17 protein-coding genes are annotated in these 15,377 nt (G+C 59.0%); 8 read left to right on the top strand and 9 right to left on the bottom strand.

Translation table 11 applies throughout. The features are described from left to right. Positions 1-325 precede the first annotated feature (325 nt). From BFQ04_RS11320 to BFQ04_RS11305, 4 genes are all read left to right on the top strand, one after another. Positions 326-919 carry an aminodeoxychorismate/anthranilate synthase component II gene (locus tag BFQ04_RS11320; protein ID WP_065950897.1) on the top strand — a complete coding sequence of 198 codons (594 nt, stop codon included), beginning with the start codon at positions 326-328 and terminating at the stop codon, positions 917-919. A 9-nt stretch (positions 920-928) separates the two neighbouring features. Then, a complete protein-coding gene (gene trpD, locus BFQ04_RS11315; RefSeq protein WP_057723690.1) occupies positions 929-1,978 on the top strand; it encodes an anthranilate phosphoribosyltransferase in 1,050 nt (349 codons plus the stop codon). Beyond that, positions 1,975-2,811 (top strand): indole-3-glycerol phosphate synthase TrpC, encoded by an 837-nt coding sequence (gene trpC / locus BFQ04_RS11310; protein ID WP_065950896.1) that lies wholly within the window; start codon positions 1,975-1,977, stop codon positions 2,809-2,811. Before trpD ends, trpC begins: the two co-directional genes overlap by 4 nt. Positions 2,812-2,973: 162 nt before the next feature. Beyond that, entirely contained in the window at positions 2,974-3,669 is a 696-nt protein-coding gene (locus BFQ04_RS11305) for a lipoate--protein ligase family protein (RefSeq protein WP_065950949.1), read from the top strand. Here BFQ04_RS11305 and crp read toward each other — a convergent pair. Beyond that, positions 3,666-4,310 carry a cAMP-activated global transcriptional regulator CRP gene (gene crp / locus BFQ04_RS11300; RefSeq protein ID WP_057723693.1) on the bottom strand — a complete coding sequence of 215 codons (645 nt, stop codon included), beginning with the start codon at positions 4,308-4,310 and terminating at the stop codon, positions 3,666-3,668. The two genes, BFQ04_RS11305 and crp, sit on opposite strands and share 4 nt — an antisense overlap. A 245-nt stretch (positions 4,311-4,555) precedes the next feature. Between crp and BFQ04_RS11295 the strand changes: the two genes are divergently transcribed. Beyond that, positions 4,556-4,978: an OsmC family protein gene (locus tag BFQ04_RS11295; RefSeq protein WP_003210947.1), complete on the top strand. Its 423-nt coding sequence runs from the start codon at positions 4,556-4,558 to the stop codon at positions 4,976-4,978. Between the two features lie 99 nt (positions 4,979-5,077). Here the strand turns inward: BFQ04_RS11295 and coq7 are convergent, their stop codons facing one another. From coq7 to hemJ, 6 genes are all read right to left on the bottom strand, one after another. Next, complete coding sequence (gene coq7, locus BFQ04_RS11290; RefSeq protein ID WP_065950895.1) at positions 5,078-5,725, bottom strand: 2-polyprenyl-3-methyl-6-methoxy-1,4-benzoquinone monooxygenase; 648 nt, start codon at positions 5,723-5,725, stop codon at positions 5,078-5,080. 85 nt (positions 5,726-5,810) lie between these two features. Beyond that, positions 5,811-6,149, bottom strand: coding sequence for a histidine triad nucleotide-binding protein (locus BFQ04_RS11285; RefSeq protein ID WP_065885529.1), 339 nt, complete (start codon positions 6,147-6,149; stop codon positions 5,811-5,813). 45 nt (positions 6,150-6,194) lie between these two features. Next, a complete protein-coding gene (locus tag BFQ04_RS11280; RefSeq protein WP_065950894.1) occupies positions 6,195-6,983 on the bottom strand; it encodes an SDR family NAD(P)-dependent oxidoreductase in 789 nt (262 codons plus the stop codon). 63 nt (positions 6,984-7,046) lie between these two features. Further along, positions 7,047-8,009, bottom strand: coding sequence for a DUF805 domain-containing protein (locus tag BFQ04_RS11275; protein ID WP_065950893.1), 963 nt, complete (start codon positions 8,007-8,009; stop codon positions 7,047-7,049). 70 nt (positions 8,010-8,079) lie between these two features. Further along, positions 8,080-9,042, bottom strand: a complete 963-nt coding sequence (locus BFQ04_RS11270; protein WP_065950892.1) for an NAD(P)H-dependent flavin oxidoreductase — start codon at positions 9,040-9,042, stop codon at positions 8,080-8,082. A 25-nt stretch (positions 9,043-9,067) separates the two neighbouring features. Beyond that, on the bottom strand, positions 9,068-9,496 hold the full coding sequence (hemJ, locus tag BFQ04_RS11265; protein WP_065950891.1) for a protoporphyrinogen oxidase HemJ: 429 nt from the start codon (positions 9,494-9,496) through the stop codon (positions 9,068-9,070). A gap of 135 nt (positions 9,497-9,631) precedes the next feature. Here hemJ and argC point away from each other — a divergent pair, with 135 nt between their 5' ends. Continuing rightward, positions 9,632-10,666, top strand: coding sequence for an N-acetyl-gamma-glutamyl-phosphate reductase (gene argC / locus BFQ04_RS11260; RefSeq protein ID WP_065950890.1), 1,035 nt, complete (start codon positions 9,632-9,634; stop codon positions 10,664-10,666). Between the two features lie 154 nt (positions 10,667-10,820). Then, entirely contained in the window at positions 10,821-11,171 is a 351-nt protein-coding gene (gene erpA, locus BFQ04_RS11255; protein WP_003176443.1) for an iron-sulfur cluster insertion protein ErpA, read from the top strand. A gap of 75 nt (positions 11,172-11,246) precedes the next feature. Here erpA and BFQ04_RS11250 read toward each other — a convergent pair whose 3' ends face one another. Next, a complete protein-coding gene (locus BFQ04_RS11250) occupies positions 11,247-12,338 on the bottom strand; it encodes an anhydro-N-acetylmuramic acid kinase (RefSeq protein WP_065950889.1) in 1,092 nt (363 codons plus the stop codon). Between the two features lie 3 nt (positions 12,339-12,341). Further along, positions 12,342-13,754: a peptidoglycan DD-metalloendopeptidase family protein gene (locus BFQ04_RS11245; RefSeq protein WP_065950888.1), complete on the bottom strand. Its 1,413-nt coding sequence runs from the start codon at positions 13,752-13,754 to the stop codon at positions 12,342-12,344. 208 nt (positions 13,755-13,962) lie between these two features. On the opposite strand from BFQ04_RS11245, the gene tyrS reads away from it, so the two are divergent. After that, positions 13,963-15,162 (top strand): tyrosine--tRNA ligase, encoded by a 1,200-nt coding sequence (tyrS, locus tag BFQ04_RS11240; protein WP_065950887.1) that lies wholly within the window; start codon positions 13,963-13,965, stop codon positions 15,160-15,162. The last annotated feature ends 215 nt before the right edge of the window (positions 15,163-15,377 follow it).

Genomic DNA, 15,377 nt, shown 5'->3' with positions numbered 1-15,377 from the left:
TCGCCTTGAGCGCAGCCCGTATTTGCGGCGCCATATTGCACCGTTGGCGAGGCTACGTTACTGTGCCTGGACGTATGAATGAGACCCTCCCCGTGTTGATCATCAGCAGACTCTTGATGCGAGTAGTCAAGGCACACGCCCGTTGGCGTTGGCGCGCCTGACATTTTTCTCTGCCGGCCTGGCCGGACCTGTACCGATTTGCCTTCTTCACCCTGTTTGACGCCCCTTGCCACTCACCCGGCAACCGGAACGTGCGTCTGGCAGCGGGCCAAACGCTTTGAAGGCGGTCATTTGAAATCAGTGAATTCAAGAGGTTTGAACCCACATGTTGCTGATGATTGATAACTACGATTCCTTTACCTACAACGTTGTGCAGTACCTGGGCGAGCTGGGTGCCGAGGTCAAGGTGGTGCGCAACGACGAGCTGACAGTCGCCCAGATTGCCGCGCTGAACCCTGAGCGCATCGTGGTATCGCCCGGCCCGTGCACGCCGACCGAAGCGGGCATCTCCCTGGAAACCATCCAGTATTTCGCCGGCAAGCTGCCGATTCTGGGCGTGTGCCTGGGGCACCAGTCCATTGGCCAGGCCTTTGGCGGCGATGTGGTGCGCGCGCGCCAGGTGATGCACGGCAAGACCAGCCCGGTATTTCACAGGGATCTGGGAGTATTCCAGGCCCTGAACAATCCGGTGACCGTGACCCGTTACCATTCCCTGGTGGTCAAGCGCGAAAGCCTGCCCGAGTGCCTGGAACTGACGGCCTGGACCCAGCTGGAGGACGGCTCGGTCGACGAGATCATGGGGTTGCGCCACAAGACATTGAATATCGAAGGGGTGCAGTTTCACCCTGAATCGATCCTGACCGAGCAGGGCTACGAGCTGTTCGCCAATTTTCTCAAGCAGAGCGGCGGCACGCGCTAAGGACTTTCCATGGATATCAAGACTGCCCTGGGTCGTATCGTCGGCCACCTGGACCTGAGCACCGCTGAAATGAGCGATGTGATGCGCGAGATCATGACCGGTCAGTGCTCCGACGCACAGATCGGTGCCTTTATGATGGCCATGCGCATGAAGAGCGAAAGCATCGACGAAATCGTTGGCGCCGTGTCGGTGATGCGTGAACTGGCGGACAAGGTCGAACTCAAGACCCTCGACGGCGTGGTCGATGTGGTTGGCACCGGCGGCGACGGTGCGAACATCTTCAACGTATCGACGGCATCCTCGTTCGTGGTCGCGGCAGCGGGTTGCACCGTGGCCAAGCACGGCAACCGCGCGGTGTCCGGCAAAAGTGGCAGCGCCGACCTGCTGGAAGCAGCCGGTATCTACCTGAACCTGACGCCGGTCCAGGTGGCGCGCTGCATCGACAGCGTCGGCATTGGCTTCATGTTTGCCCAGTCCCACCACGGCGCGATGAAACACGCCGCCGGCCCGCGCAAGGACCTCGGCCTGCGTACCCTGTTCAATATGCTCGGCCCGCTTACGAATCCGGCCGGTGTGAAACATCAGGTCGTCGGTGTCTTCAGCCAGGCGTTGTGCCGGCCGTTGGCTGAAGTGCTGCAGCGCCTGGGCAGCAAGCATGTGCTGGTGGTGCACTCCAAAGATGGCCTGGATGAATTCAGCCTGGCCGCACCGACCTTCGTGGCAGAGTTGAAGAACGACCAGGTCACTGAATACTGGGTCGAGCCTGAGGACCTGGGCATGAAGAGCCAGAGCTTGCACGGCCTGGCGGTGGAAAGCCCGGCGGCGTCGCTGGAATTGATTCGCGATGCATTGGGGCGACGCAAGACTGAGAACGGTCAAAAAGCCGCGGAAATGATTGTGCTCAATGCTGGCGCGGCACTTTACGCAGCGGACCATGCCTATAGTCTTAAGGAAGGTGTGGCCTTGGCCCACGATGCACTGCACACCGGTCTGGCTCGCGAGAAACTCGAAGAACTCGGAGCATTCACCGCCGTATTCAAGATGGAGAATGAAGCATGAGTGTTCCGACCGTTCTGGAAAAAATCCTGGCGCGCAAGGCTCAAGAAGTTGCCGAGCGCCGTGCCCGTGTGAGTCTGGCTGAATTGGAAACCCAAGCAAAGGCTGCCGATGCTCCGCGCGGCTTTGCCAATGCCTTGATTGCCCAGGCCAAGCTCAAGCAGCCGGCTGTGATCGCTGAGATCAAGAAGGCATCCCCGAGCAAAGGCGTTATCCGCGAGCACTTCGTGCCACATGAAATCGCCGTCAGTTATGAAAAGGGTGGGGCGACATGCCTGTCCGTACTGACCGATATCGATTACTTCCAGGGTTCCGACGTGTTCCTGCAGCAGGCACGCGCCGCGTGCAAGTTGCCGGTGATCCGCAAGGACTTCATGGTTGATCCCTACCAGATCGTCGAAGCCCGCGCCCTGGGTGCCGACTGTGTGCTGCTGATCGTTTCCGCCCTGGATGACGTGAAGATGGCCGAGCTGGCGGCTGTGGCCAAGGGTGTCGGCCTGGATGTATTGGTCGAAGTGCACGACGGTGATGAGCTGGAACGCGCACTCAACATCCTCGACACCCCGCTGGTGGGAGTCAATAACCGTAACCTGCATACCTTCGACGTCAGTCTGGAAACTACCCTCGATCTGCTGCCGCGTATCCCGCGTGATCGCCTGGTGATCACAGAGAGCGGCATCGTCAACCGCGCCGATGTGGAGCTGATGGAGATCAGCGAAGTGTATTCGTTCCTGGTCGGCGAGACGTTCATGCGCGCCGAGAACCCAGGGGCCGAACTGCAGCGTCTGTTCTTCCCGGAGCGTGGCGTGTCGGTCAGCGGTTCGACCCTGGATTGATTCCAGCGCAGTCGGTATGTTTTTGACATGCAGTAAAAGTGTGGGAGGGGGCTTGTTCCCGATAGCGGTGGTTCAGTTGGCTGATTCGCAGCTGATGCACCGCTATCGGGGGCAAGCCCCCTCCCACATTGGTCTTGTGCTCCTTCAGGTAGGTAAATGTTGATGACCAAGCCGGTTTCAATGACTGTAGAAGCAGGGCTTGCAGCCGAACAAGCGCTGCTGGCCGCCGTTTGTGCGGGAGAGCAGGCATTCGGACTGTTGTTCTGGCAACCCAGCGACCAAGCGTTGGTCATGCCGCGCCGTTTGAGCCGATTACCGGCCTTTGAGGCCGCCAGCCAAGTCTCGGCAGACGCCGGTTGGCCGGTGTTGTTGCGCGAAACCGGCGGTGAGCCGGTACCGCAGTCCGCCGCTACGGTCAATATCGCCCTGGTCTACGCGCCCCCGCGCAGTGAAGGTGATCAAGGGCGCATCGAAACCGGCTACCAACGGTTGTGCCAGCCGATTTGTGATGTGTTGATCGAGTTGGGCGGCGACGCATCCGTTGGCGAAATCGACGGCGCGTTCTGCGACGGTCGTTACAACGTCAATCTCAACGGCCGAAAAATGGTCGGCACGGCCCAGCGTTGGCGGCAGAGCGGTGGCCGCCCGGTGGGCTTGGTGCACGGTGCTTTATTGCTGGACAACGATCGCGATGAGTTGATCATGGCGGTCAATCGTTTCAATGAAGCCTGTGGCCTTGAGCAGCGGGTGCGGGCCGAGAGTCATATCGCACTGCACGAGGTCTTCACCGCGCCGGACGCGATCACCCGGCTCGACACCTTGTACCGTCAGATGTTGGCGGGCTTGCTGCCCGGTTAACGGGTTCCGAATACCACCATCGTCTTGCCTTTGACGTGCACCAGGTTGCGCTCTTCCAGATCCTTGAGCACGCGCCCCACCATTTCCCGTGAACAGCCCACGATGCGCCCGATTTCCTGGCGTGTGACTTTGATCTGCATTCCATCGGGGTGGGTCATGGCGTCAGGTTGCTTGCACAGCTCCAGCAGGCAGCGAGCGACACGTCCGGTCACATCGAAGAATGCCAGGTCGCCGACCTTGCGCGTGGTATCCCGCAGGCGTTGGGCAATCTGACCGCTCAAGGCATACAGAATGTCCGGATCCTGTTGGGCCAGTTCGCGAAATTTCGTGTAGCTGATCTCGGCCACTTCGCATTCCACCTTGGTGCGCACCCAGGCGCTGCGCTGCTGCTCCTTGCCCGCCTGCTCGAACAGTCCCAGTTCGCCAAAGAAATCCCCGGTGTTGAGGTAGGCAATGATCATCTCGCGACCGTCTTCGTCCTCGATCAGGATAGTGACCGAGCCCTTGATAATGAAGAACAGTGTTTCGGAGCGCTCGCCCGCGCAGATGATGTTGTGCTTGGCCGGATGACGCCGGCGCTGGCAATGCATCAGCAGCTTGTCGAGGTTCTTGATCTTGGGTGTGGGAGTAAGAGCAACCATGGTTGTATCCCGAAAGACTGCGCGATGGGGTTGGATTTGTTTTTATCAGCGATGCTGGCATTGATGCACGCTGTACAAAGGATGGCAATGCGCCATTGATTTGGCGCCAGCTTACCAGACACATTCTGACTCGATTAACGTATTTCACCGGCAAACGCGGTTATTGATCATTTTCATGCAGCGCACGGCCGTCCTGAGGCCCTGTGCTAAGCTGGCGACCCTTTTTTAGCAGTGGAGTCTGGGCGATGAAGGCACGCATCCAATGGGCGGGCGAAGCCATGTTCCTCGGTGAGTCGGGCAGTGGCCATGTGGTGGTCATGGACGGCCCGCCGGAAGCCGGTGGCCGCAACCTGGGTGTACGCCCGATGGAAATGCTGCTGCTGGGTGTCGGCGGTTGCAGCAATTTCGACGTGGTGAGTATCCTGAAAAAATCCCGTCAAGCCGTGGAAAGCTGCGAAGCCTTTCTGGAGGCCGAGCGCGCCACTGAAGATCCCAAGGTGTTTACCAGGATCCATATGCATTTTGTGGTCAAGGGTCGGGCGCTGAAGGAGGCGCAGGTCAAGCGTGCCATCGAGCTGTCGGCAGAGAAGTACTGTTCGGCCTCGATCATGCTCGGCGCGGCCGGTGTAGCCATCACCCATGATTACGAAATTATCGAGTTGGGTTGATCGTCGATCGACGGGCAAAAAGAAGGGCGCTTTGATAGCGCCCTTTTTTCTGGATCAGATGAGCGTTCCCAGGCTCTGTGTGGGAACGATCTTCATGCTTCACATTCTGTAGGTGCTTTTGGTCATGACCTTGGCCAGCATGCTCATGCCGAACCTCACTGGCGCAGGGAAGCGAAAGCCGCCGGCATCCAGCGCGCTTTCTGCGTGATGCTCTTCGTCGATGCGCATCTGCTCGAGAATGGCTCGGGATTTTTCGTCCTCCGCCGGCAGTTGTTCAAGGTGTTCGTCCAGGTGCTTGCACACCTGATGCTCAGTGGCCGCGACAAAACCCAGGCTGACCTTGTCACTGATCAGGCCGGCAGCGGCGCCAATCCCGAACGACAAGCCATAAAACAGTGGGTTCAGCACGCTGGGATGACTGCCCAACTGGCGAATGCGTTGTTCGCACCAGGCCAGGTGGTCGATCTCTTCCTCGGCCGCATGCTCCATCGCTGCGCGTATCTGCGGCAATTTGGCGGTCAGGGCCTGGCCCTGATACAACGCCTGGGCACAGACTTCGCCGGTATGGTTGATACGCATCAGGCCGGCCACGTGGCGGGTCTCGCTCTCGCTCATCTGTGCGTCCGGCTGCACGATGGCGGGTGACGGGCGGTACGGTTGGCCGCTGAATGGCAGCAGCGTACGCATGGCCATGTCGGCTTGCAGCAACAGACGGTCAATCGGCGAGTAGTGACGTTGGGTAGTCATGCTGACCTCCGGAAAGAATCTCGGCGGCCAGTTTACCGCAAGAGAGGACGGCGCGTTTGCGCTGAGTCAATTTGCCCCGGTGCACTCAGCCCGGCGGCCAGTTCATCTGGCGCTGACCCAGCACGTGCATATGGATGTGGTACACGGTTTGCCCGCCGTCTTCGTTGCAGTTCATCACCACGCGAAAGCCTTTCTCGCAGCCTTGCTCCACCGCCAGGCGTTGGGCGGTGAACAGAATATGGCCAGCCAGGGCTTTATCGTCCTCGGTCAGGTCGTTGAGGGTGCGAATGGGCTTTTTCGGGATGACCAGAAAATGCACCGGCGCCTGCGGGGCGATATCGTGAAAAGCCAGTACCTGGTCATCTTCATAGATGATGTTCGCAGGTATTTCTCGATTGATGATCTTGGTGAACAGAGTATCCACAGCTGTTTCTCCATGGTGAACGAGAGGGTGAGTGTACTGGGGTGCTCAACGTGGGCAATAGGCCTTATTGATCGCACCGGCAATTTTTCGGGTAAGCCAGCGTGGGCTAAAGCGCGGGCTGAAGGCGAGCCAGCGATTGCGACGCCCCGGAATGATGATCGCCTTGTTCTTCTCCAGCGCACGCACGGTGAAGAGCGCGACTTCTTCTGGGCTCATCAACTGCTGGCTGCGGTCGAGTTTTGCAGTGTCCATTTGCGCGGTGCCGAAGAAAGCGGTGCGCGTGGGCCCTGGGCAGAGCACCGAAACCTTGATGCCACAAGTCTTGAGCTCCTCGCGCAGGCCTTCGGAAAAATGCAGTACATAGGCTTTGCTCGCGTAGTAACTGCTCATCCACGGGCCCGGCTGGAAGGCGGCAATCGAGGCGACGTTGAGAATCTGCCCGCCGCCATGCAGCGCCATGGCATTGCCCAAGGCGTGACACATGCGGGTCAGGGCGAGAATGTTGACTTCGATCAGGTCCTGCTCGGTCATCCAGTCCTGGGCCAGGAACGGCCCACTGGTGCCGATACCGGCGCAGTTGACCAGCAGGTCGATCTGTCGCTCACCCTCTTCGAGTTCCAGCAAAAAGCCCGACAACCGCAGCGGCTCGCCCAGGTCACAGGCACGGAACAGCACCTCGACGCCGAAACGTTGAGTCAGTTCGGTTGCAATGCTTTCCAACTGATCACGCTGGCGGGCCACCAGAATCAAGCTGCGGCCACGTCGAGCCAGGGCCTCGGCCAAGGCCAGGCCGATGCCGCTGGAGGCACCGGTGATCAGAGCGTAACGGGTCATGCCTTTCTCCATCGCAACGCCGCCGGGCCTGTGACAGAGGCATCACAGGCGGCGGGCGTTTCTTCACTGTTCTGGAGAGTCTACAGGTTCGGCCGCGTCGTCAGCACTTTGCGCTGCTTCTTCCTCAACGATGACGCTTTGGTCGGCATCTTCATCGGTGGTGATGGAGCTGTTTTCATAGCCGCTGCCCATGTTGGCTTCGAGCTGATCCAGGTAGCCGTTCATGCCCAGGGTTACCACCACGATGAGCATCAATGGGATGAACGCCAGCCACAACGACGCGAGGATTTTAACCGCGGTGGAGTTGCGCGGTGGAGGTGCACCGTACTGGTTGGCGCCGGTGTTGCCCGGCAGTACCAGCAGCAGCAGAGGGAAAACACTGTTCACCAGCGGAACCAGGTTCAGCAGGTACAGCCAGCCAGACCAGCCCAGGTCGTGCAGGCGCTGCACGCCGATTTGCACGCTGACGACCACGAGTGCGACAAACAGCGCGAAGCCCAGCAACGAGCCGAGAATGATCGCGACCGTCGGCGAAGCAGTGGCCACGGCGAAACCCACGGTACTGATGATCCCGCCAGCTACCAGCATCGCGACGGTCAGTGCGAGCGTCCAGGCGAGATAGCGCAGGCGGCCGATACGCCCGTGGATAGTGAAGACCTTGAGCGTGGAGTACTCCGGCAAGTCATCGCCGACGGCGGCGCGTGGTGGTGCATAAGGCGATGCAGCGGAGTTTGAATAGTCCGAGGCAGAGGAGCCTGTTTCGTGGGCTTCGGCAAGGTTGAACGCTACGGGTTGTTCGGCTTCGATGCGCGCGTCGACCCCTGCGTTTTTCAACGCGGTGAGGTAGGTTTCGGCGTCCGGACGCGAGAGGTCGCGTTTGAGCGCGACCGGGCGGCCGGTGAAGAGTTTCTCAATGGCTTCGACGTCGCTCTTGAACAGCTCGGCCAGGTTCAGCTTGGCCGTGGTGCTTTCGACACCCGGGAGCAAGGTTCCATCAAACACGATCTTGAAACGGTTGTCGCTCATGCGGGCATCCTTGGCACTTGTTTCAGGGAGGTTGTGCAGGCCGGCTCACTTGGCAGGCCTGGCATCTGGGTCAACGTGGCCAGCGCAATTGTGCTGCGTTTTCGCGTGCCTGGCGGTATTGCGCGCCCAGGCGTGCGACGAGTTCATCCACGCCGGGTAAATCATTGATCTCACCGACGCCTTGGCCGGCAGACCATACAGTCTTCCATGCTTTGGCCTCATCGCTCAACGGTTTGAGCTTGGAGCCGAAGTTGACCTCACCTTTTCCTTGAAGGGCAGCGAGATCAAAGCCGGCATTTTCCAGGCTCTGGCGCATGAAGCTTGCAGGCACGCCGGAAACAGCCGGAGTGTGCACGATGTCGGCGGCGCGCGCTGTGAGCAGCATCTCTTTATACGCATCCGGTGCATGGCTTTCGGTGGTACCGATAAAGCGTGTGCCGAGATACGCCAGGTCCGCGCCGAGCAGTTGCGCGGCGAGAATTTCCCGACCGTGGTTGAGACAGCCGGCGAGCAGCAGGGTTTTGTCGAAGAACTGGCGTATCTCGGCAATCAGCGCAAAGGGACTCCAGGTGCCGGCGTGACCCCCTGCGCCGGCGGCGACCGCGATCAACCCATCGACGCCCGCTTCAGCGGCTTTTTCGGCATGGCGACGGGTGGTTACATCGTGAAACACCAGGCCACCGTAGCTATGCACGGCATCGACCAACTCTTTCACGGCACCTAGGCTGGTGATGACGATGGGCACTTTGTGCTCGACGCAGATGGCCAGGTCGGCTTCCAGTCGTGGGTTGCTGTTGTGCACGATCAGGTTGACGGCATAAGGGGCGGGATTATCCAACTGCGCCAGGCCTGCTTCGATTTCCTCCAGCCAGGCCTTGAAGCCGCTGCTTTCGCGCTGGTTGAGTGCCGGGAAGCTGCCGACCACCCCGTTGCGGCAGCAGGCCAGCACCAGTTGCGGGTTGGAGATCAGGAACATTGGCGCAGCCACCACGGGCAGGCGCAGACGTTGTTCAAGCAGGGCGGGCAGCGACATTGAAGGTTCCCCCGAGTAATTGAAGTTAAAACGGTTTGACCACGACCAGAATTACGATTGCCAGCAATATCAGAACCGGTACTTCATTGAACCAGCGATAAAAGACATGGCTGCGGCTGTTCTCGCCACGGGCGAAGCGTTTTACCTGCGCACCGCACATGTGGTGGTAACCGATCAGCAGAACCACCAGAGTGAGCTTGGCGTGAATCCACGCGCCTGATTGGAACATGCCGGGGTTGAGTATCAGCAACCAGATGCCGAAGACCAGTGTGGCAACCATCGCCGGGCCCATAATGCCGCGGTACAGCTTGCGCTCCATGACACTGAAGCGCTCCTTGCTGACGGTGTCTTCGCTTTGGGCGTGGTAGACAAACAGGCGTGGCAGGTAGAACAGCCCGGCAAACCAGCAGACGATGCTGACGATATGGAAGGCTTTGACCCATAAATAAAGCATTTTTAGTTATTCCCAGGTTCACGGTAGCGAAGATAGTAGTAGTTCAGGCGCCCGTACGTCACGTTGGCGGTTGTCGCAGGACGATGCGGCCCCTATTATCGACGGCTTTCCAGTGGGTTCGTTGAGGGCAGGTTTATGGTCAAGGTCGGTATCGTCGGCGGCACGGGTTACACCGGTGTCGAATTGCTGCGTCTGTTGGCTCAGCATCCGCAGGCTGAGGTGGTGGTCATCACTTCACGCTCCGAAGCGGGCCTGGCCGTGGCCGATATGTACCCGAACCTGCGAGGCCATTACGACGGCCTGGCCTTCAGCGTGCCGGACATCAAGACCTTGGGTGCCTGTGATGTGGTGTTCTTCGCCACGCCTCACGGGGTAGCGCACGCACTGGCCGGTGAACTGCTGGCGGCGGGCACCAAGGTGATCGATCTGTCCGCTGACTTCCGCCTGCAGGATGCCGATGAGTGGGCCAAATGGTACGGCCAGCCTCACGGCGCGCCAGAGTTGCTGGAAGAAGCGGTGTACGGCTTGCCGGAAGTCAATCGTGAGCAGATCAGGCAGGCACGCCTGATTGCGGTGCCAGGTTGCTATCCGACGGCCACTCAGTTGGGTTTCCTGCCGTTGCTGGAAGCAGGCCTGGCGGACCCCTCGCGTTTGATCGCGGACTGCAAGTCGGGTGTCAGCGGCGCCGGTCGTGGTGCCGCGGTAGGCTCGCTGTATTCCGAGACGGCGGAGAGCATGAAGGCCTATGCGGTCAAAGGGCATCGTCATTTGCCTGAGATCCGTCAGGGGCTGCGCCGCGCTGCGGGTAAGGACGTGGGCCTGACCTTCGTCCCGCACCTGACGCCGATGATCCGTGGGATTCACTCCACGTTGTACGCAACGGTTGTCGAACGTTCGGTGGATCTGCAGGCATTGTTCGAAAAGCGTTATGCCAATGAGCCGTTCGTCGACGTGATGCCAGCAGGCAGCCATCCGGAAACTCGTAGCGTGCGCGGCGCCAACGTCTGCCGGATCGCGGTGCATCGCCCGCAGGATGGCGACCTGGTCGTGGTGCTGTCGGTGATCGATAACCTGGTCAAGGGCGCCTCGGGCCAGGCGGTGCAGAATATGAACATTCTGTTTGGCCTGGATGAGAAGCTCGGCCTGTCCCACGCAGGTATGCTGCCTTAAAAGCAGCTGCAAGCTTCAAGTTGTCCGCGGCAAGCTTGTAGCTTAAGGCTTGAAGCTTGCCGCTGCCCCGCATAATAGTTGACCGCTTTTCTAGGAGAAGCGGATAATGCTCGCCATTACGCATATGACGGCGCTACGCCGGGAGATTATCAGCATGAGCGTTGAATCCTTCACCCCCACGGCTTTGCAATTCACCCACGGTGCTGCGCACAAGGTGAAGAGCCTGGTCGATGAAGAGGGTAATGATCGCTTGAAGCTGCGCGTATTCGTTACGGGCGGCGGTTGTTCAGGGTTTCAGTACGGTTTTACCTTCGATGAAGATGTGGCCGATGATGACACCATCGTTGAGCGCGAGGGCGTGAGCCTGGTGGTGGACCCGATGAGTTTCCAGTACCTGGCGGGTGCTGAAGTGGATTATCAGGAAGGGCTGGAAGGGTCGCGTTTCGTGATCAAGAACCCCAACGCCACGACTACCTGTGGCTGCGGGTCTTCGTTCTCGATCTGACCGAACGCCTGGTCTGCACGATAAAAAAACGCCGCTTGGCTTTGATCGGCCAAGCGGCGTTGTGCTGTCTGGGGATCAGGCGGGGTAGATCGCGCCCAGCACGCGCAGCCCGCGAGCACCGGTGACGCTCGGGCGGTTCGCGGCGATGCCTTCCAGGCAGCAATGGGCCAGCCAGGCGAAGGCCATGGCTTCCACCCAGTCCGGGTCTACGCCATAGCTTGCTGTGCTACTGACCTGGGTGGACGGTAGCAGTGCAGCCAGTCGATTCATCAGCGTCCCGTTATGAGCGCCACCGCCGCAGACCAGCAGGGTTTCGGTCTGGTGTTGAGCGCTTTGCAGGGACTCGACGATGGTCAGGGCGGTCAGCTCCAGCAATGTGGCTTGCACATCCTGAGGAAGAATCGCTGGCTGCCCGTTGAGGTGGTGCTGCAGCCAACCCAGGTTGAAAACTTCTCGTCCGGTACTCTTCGGGCCTTTGGTCGCGAAAAATGGATCGCCGAGCAGCGTGTTGAGTAACTGCGGCTGAACCTTGCCGCTGGCTGCCCATTGCCCGTCACGATCAAAGTGCTCGCCTCGTTCATGGTTAATCCATGCGTCCAGCAAGACATTACCCGGGCCGCAGTCAAAGCCGGATACAGGGTTGCCGGTTTCTATCAGGCTCAGATTGCTGAAACCGCCGACATTCAACACGGCACGCTTGCCAGTACGTTCACCGAACAGCGCCTCGTGAAAGGCGGGTACCAAAGGCGCGCCCTGGCCGCCTGCGGCTACATCACGGCTGCGGAAGTCGCTGACCACAGTGATGCCCGTCAGCTCGGCGAGCAGTGCCGGATTGCCGATCTGTACCGTAAAGCCCCGGGCGGGCTCATGGCGGATGGTCTGCCCATGGCTGCCAATCGCACGGATATCGTGGGGGGTGAGGTTTTGCTGATCCAGCAAGGCGTGGATGCCTTGAGCGGCGAGCGTCACCCAGGACTGCTGGGCGATTGCCGAGCGGGCTATCTCATCCGGGCCGCTGGCGCACAGGCCAAGCAGCTCGGCGCCTAGGGTGGCAGGCATAGGAATGTAGTGGGTGGCAATCAAACTGGGCGCCGAATCCTGTTCGATGAGGGCGATATCCAGGCCATCGAGGCTGGTCCCGGACATCACACCTATATAGCGCGGCATACCTTAACGCTTCGCCGAAGCCAGCAGGGTCGAGCGTTCCTGATCCATGCGGGCCATCAGTGGTTGGCTTTGCTGCATGAAGCGCGCGCGCTCTGCCTTGGCGATCGGGTCGGCCATTGGCAGCTTCTGGCCCAGCGGATCAACGTGTACACCGTTGACCTGGAACTCATAGTGCAAGTGCGGCCCGGTGGACAGGCCAGTTGTGCCGATATAACCGATCACTTGGCCCTGCTTCACGTTACCACCGGTTTTCACGCCCTTGGCGAACCCTTGCATGTGCCCATATAGCGTGCGGTAGGTATTGCCGTGCTGAATGATCACCGTATTGCCGTAACCACCGCGACGCCCGGCCAAGAGAACCTTGCCGTCGCCGGCTGCCTTGATTGGCGTGCCACGCGGAGCGGCATAGTCGACACCTTTGTGGGCGCGAATTTTGTTCAGAATTGGATGCTTGCGACCCATCGAGAAGCGCGAGCTAATACGAGCGAAGTCCACCGGTGTACGGATGAACGCCTTGCGCATGCTATTGCCATCAGCCGTGTAGTAGCTGCTGTTGCCCTGTTTGTTGGTGTAGCGCACTGCGGTGTAAGTCTTGCCACGGTTTGTGAAGCGCGCAGAGAGAATGTTGCCGGTGCCGACTACTTTGCCATTGGCAACTTTCTGCTCGTAGATCACATCGAATTCGTCACCCTGGCGTATGTCCTGGGCGAAGTCGATGTCGTAGCCAAACACGCTGGCCATGTCCATGGTCATGCTGTGGGACAGGCCCGCACGGGCGGCGGATTGCGACAGCGAGCTATTGATTACGCCATGTACGTAGGCGGAGCGCATGACCGGCTTGGTGGTGATGCGATTGAAGGCAAACCCTTTGGCGCCCTTGCTCAGGCTGATGCTTTCCAGGTCGCTGATAGTGGTGTGCAGGTTATTCAGTTGGCCGTCGGGCGTCAGTTCGAATTCAAGCTTCTGGCCATGTTTGAGCTGGGTGAATTGCCTGGCTTGCTTATCGGTGGCGAGGACGTCATTGACAGTGGCGGCAGGCAAACCGACCTTTTCGAACAGTGTTGACAGTGTGTCACCTTTGCTCACGATCACTTCGCGATGCTGAGCGTTCTTGGTCGCGACGGTCGCGGGCTTGTCCTGAGCGGCGTTCTGAGTCTCTTCCGGAGTGTTTTCAATCTGCGCGAACGGAGACTCGGAAGGGGTACTTGTGGCTTGTTGCGCGTCGGAAGCGTCTTGATCTTGTGTCAGTTGCTCAACGGGGCTTTCCAGGTCAAGGCTTAGGGATGTTCGTTTGGCTTCTACGTCACTGGAAGGGAATACCAGGAGTGCCAGGCTGAGAAGGGCGGCGATACCACTTGCGGCGAGCAGGTGGGTCTTCGGGTAAAGCGGTGGCGCTTTAGACGGTTCAGTGGTCATAAGTATTTTGACTTTGAAGATGAAATGGAAAAGATGAATGACATGATGAAGATGAAATAACTGTATAAAATATAACCAAATCATCTGTGGCGCAAGCTCGCGAACGCTGGGCTTGCTCAATGGTGTCCGTGCGCAGGGCAAAACTTGTAATTAGTCCCTGATCTTGTATGGTTGGTTCCCTTTTGAATCTGAGCCTTGCGGGTCTGTTATGAAGTCGGTTGAAGAGCAGCTAGCGCTGATAAAACGTGGTGCGGAAGAACTGTTGGTCGAGGCCGAGCTGATAGAAAAGCTCAAGCGTGGCCAGCCCCTGCGTATCAAGGCAGGCTTTGACCCTACCGCGCCGGACCTGCACCTTGGTCACACCGTGCTTATTAATAAGCTGCGTCAGTTCCAAGAGCTGGGGCATCAGGTCATATTCCTTATCGGTGACTTCACCGGGATGATCGGCGACCCGAGCGGCAAGAGCGCAACGCGCCCGCCGCTGACACGCGAGCAGGTTCTCGACAATGCCGAAACCTACAAGACTCAGGTGTTCAAAATCCTTGATCCTGCCAAAACCGAGGTGGCCTTCAACTCCACCTGGATGGACCAGATGGGGCCGGCTGATTTCATTCGCCTGACGTCGCAGTACACCGTCGCGCGCATGCTTGAACGTGATGACTTCGACAAGCGCTACTCCACCAATCAGCCGATTGCGATCCATGAGTTTCTTTACCCGTTGGTTCAGGGGTATGACTCGGTGGCTTTGCGTGCGGATGTTGAGCTGGGCGGGACGGATCAGAAGTTCAACCTGCTGATGGGGCGTGAGCTGCAGCGTGCATATGGTCAGGAAGCGCAGTGCATTTTGACCATGCCGTTGCTGGAGGGGTTGGACGGCGTCAAGAAGATGTCCAAATCGCTGGGTAACTATGTGGGTATCCAGGAAGCGCCGGGCGTGATGTACGGCAAGCTGGTTTCCATTCCGGATTCGTTGATGTGGCGTTACTTCGAATTGTTGAGCTTTCGCTCAATGGATGAGATCAATGCGTTGCGTGCTGATGTGGAAGCGGGTGCCAACCCGCGTGATGTGAAGATCAAGCTGGCCGAAGAGATCGTGGCTCGCTTTCATGGTGAAGAGGCTGCGGCCAACGCTCACCGTGCTGCGGGCAATCGCATGAAGGATGGCGAGTTGCCGGACGACCTGCCGGAGATCGAATTGACTGCGGCTGAGGCGATGCCGATCGCGGCTGTCCTTAATAAGGCGGGGTTGGTGAAGAACTCTGCGGTGGCGCGTGACCTGCTCGGTTCGGGTGGTGTGCGTATAGATGGTGAGGTGGTTGATCGCACCTTTATATACGAGCTGGGCGCTACTCACGTTTGTCAGGCTGGAAAGAAGGCATTTGCGCGTATTACGCTCAAATCCGAATAAGTCTTCGATTAGGGGTTGACGGCGAATTATATCTCTCTATAATTCGCCCCACTTCCGGCGCAGTCGAAACGGAAAACTCCTTGGTAAACAACGAGTTAAGTAGTTTTCGGCAGCAAGTTGCTTCAGTTCATCGAAGCCAGCAGGAAGTTGAAAAAGAGGTGTTGACAGCAGCGTGTAACGCTGTAGAATTCGCCTCCCGCTTACGAGAGATCGCA

This window comes from Pseudomonas sp. 37 R 15 (genome assembly GCF_900004865.1).
Lineage (GTDB): Bacteria > Pseudomonadota > Gammaproteobacteria > Pseudomonadales > Pseudomonadaceae > Aquipseudomonas > Aquipseudomonas fluorescens_AM.
This window is presented reverse-complemented; position numbering and strand designations above follow the sequence as displayed.

Excerpts from the sequence above, each read along its gene's own strand:
- erpA (WP_003176443.1), top strand. The coding sequence starts at position 10,821 with ATGAGCGTTGAATCCTTCACCCCCACGGCTTTGCAATTCACCCACGGT.
- argC (WP_065950890.1), top strand. The coding sequence starts at position 9,632 with ATGGTCAAGGTCGGTATCGTCGGCGGCACGGGTTACACCGGTGTCGAA.
- BFQ04_RS11280 (WP_065950894.1), bottom strand. The coding sequence starts at position 6,983 with ATGACCCGTTACGCTCTGATCACCGGTGCCTCCAGCGGCATCGGCCTG.
- coq7 (WP_065950895.1), bottom strand. The coding sequence starts at position 5,725 with ATGACTACCCAACGTCACTACTCGCCGATTGACCGTCTGTTGCTGCAA.
- BFQ04_RS11245 (WP_065950888.1), bottom strand. The coding sequence starts at position 13,754 with ATGACCACTGAACCGTCTAAAGCGCCACCGCTTTACCCGAAGACCCAC.
- trpC (WP_065950896.1), top strand. The coding sequence starts at position 1,975 with ATGAGTGTTCCGACCGTTCTGGAAAAAATCCTGGCGCGCAAGGCTCAA.
- hemJ (WP_065950891.1), bottom strand. The coding sequence starts at position 9,496 with ATGCTTTATTTATGGGTCAAAGCCTTCCATATCGTCAGCATCGTCTGC.
- BFQ04_RS11295 (WP_003210947.1), top strand. The coding sequence starts at position 4,556 with ATGAAGGCACGCATCCAATGGGCGGGCGAAGCCATGTTCCTCGGTGAG.
- tyrS (WP_065950887.1), top strand. The coding sequence starts at position 13,963 with ATGAAGTCGGTTGAAGAGCAGCTAGCGCTGATAAAACGTGGTGCGGAA.
- BFQ04_RS11305 (WP_065950949.1), top strand. The coding sequence starts at position 2,974 with ATGACCAAGCCGGTTTCAATGACTGTAGAAGCAGGGCTTGCAGCCGAA.
- crp (WP_057723693.1), bottom strand. The coding sequence starts at position 4,310 with ATGGTTGCTCTTACTCCCACACCCAAGATCAAGAACCTCGACAAGCTG.
- BFQ04_RS11270 (WP_065950892.1), bottom strand. The coding sequence starts at position 9,042 with ATGTCGCTGCCCGCCCTGCTTGAACAACGTCTGCGCCTGCCCGTGGTG.
- BFQ04_RS11320 (WP_065950897.1), top strand. The coding sequence starts at position 326 with ATGTTGCTGATGATTGATAACTACGATTCCTTTACCTACAACGTTGTG.
- trpD (WP_057723690.1), top strand. The coding sequence starts at position 929 with ATGGATATCAAGACTGCCCTGGGTCGTATCGTCGGCCACCTGGACCTG.
- BFQ04_RS11250 (WP_065950889.1), bottom strand. The coding sequence starts at position 12,338 with ATGCCGCGCTATATAGGTGTGATGTCCGGGACCAGCCTCGATGGCCTG.
- BFQ04_RS11275 (WP_065950893.1), bottom strand. The coding sequence starts at position 8,009 with ATGAGCGACAACCGTTTCAAGATCGTGTTTGATGGAACCTTGCTCCCG.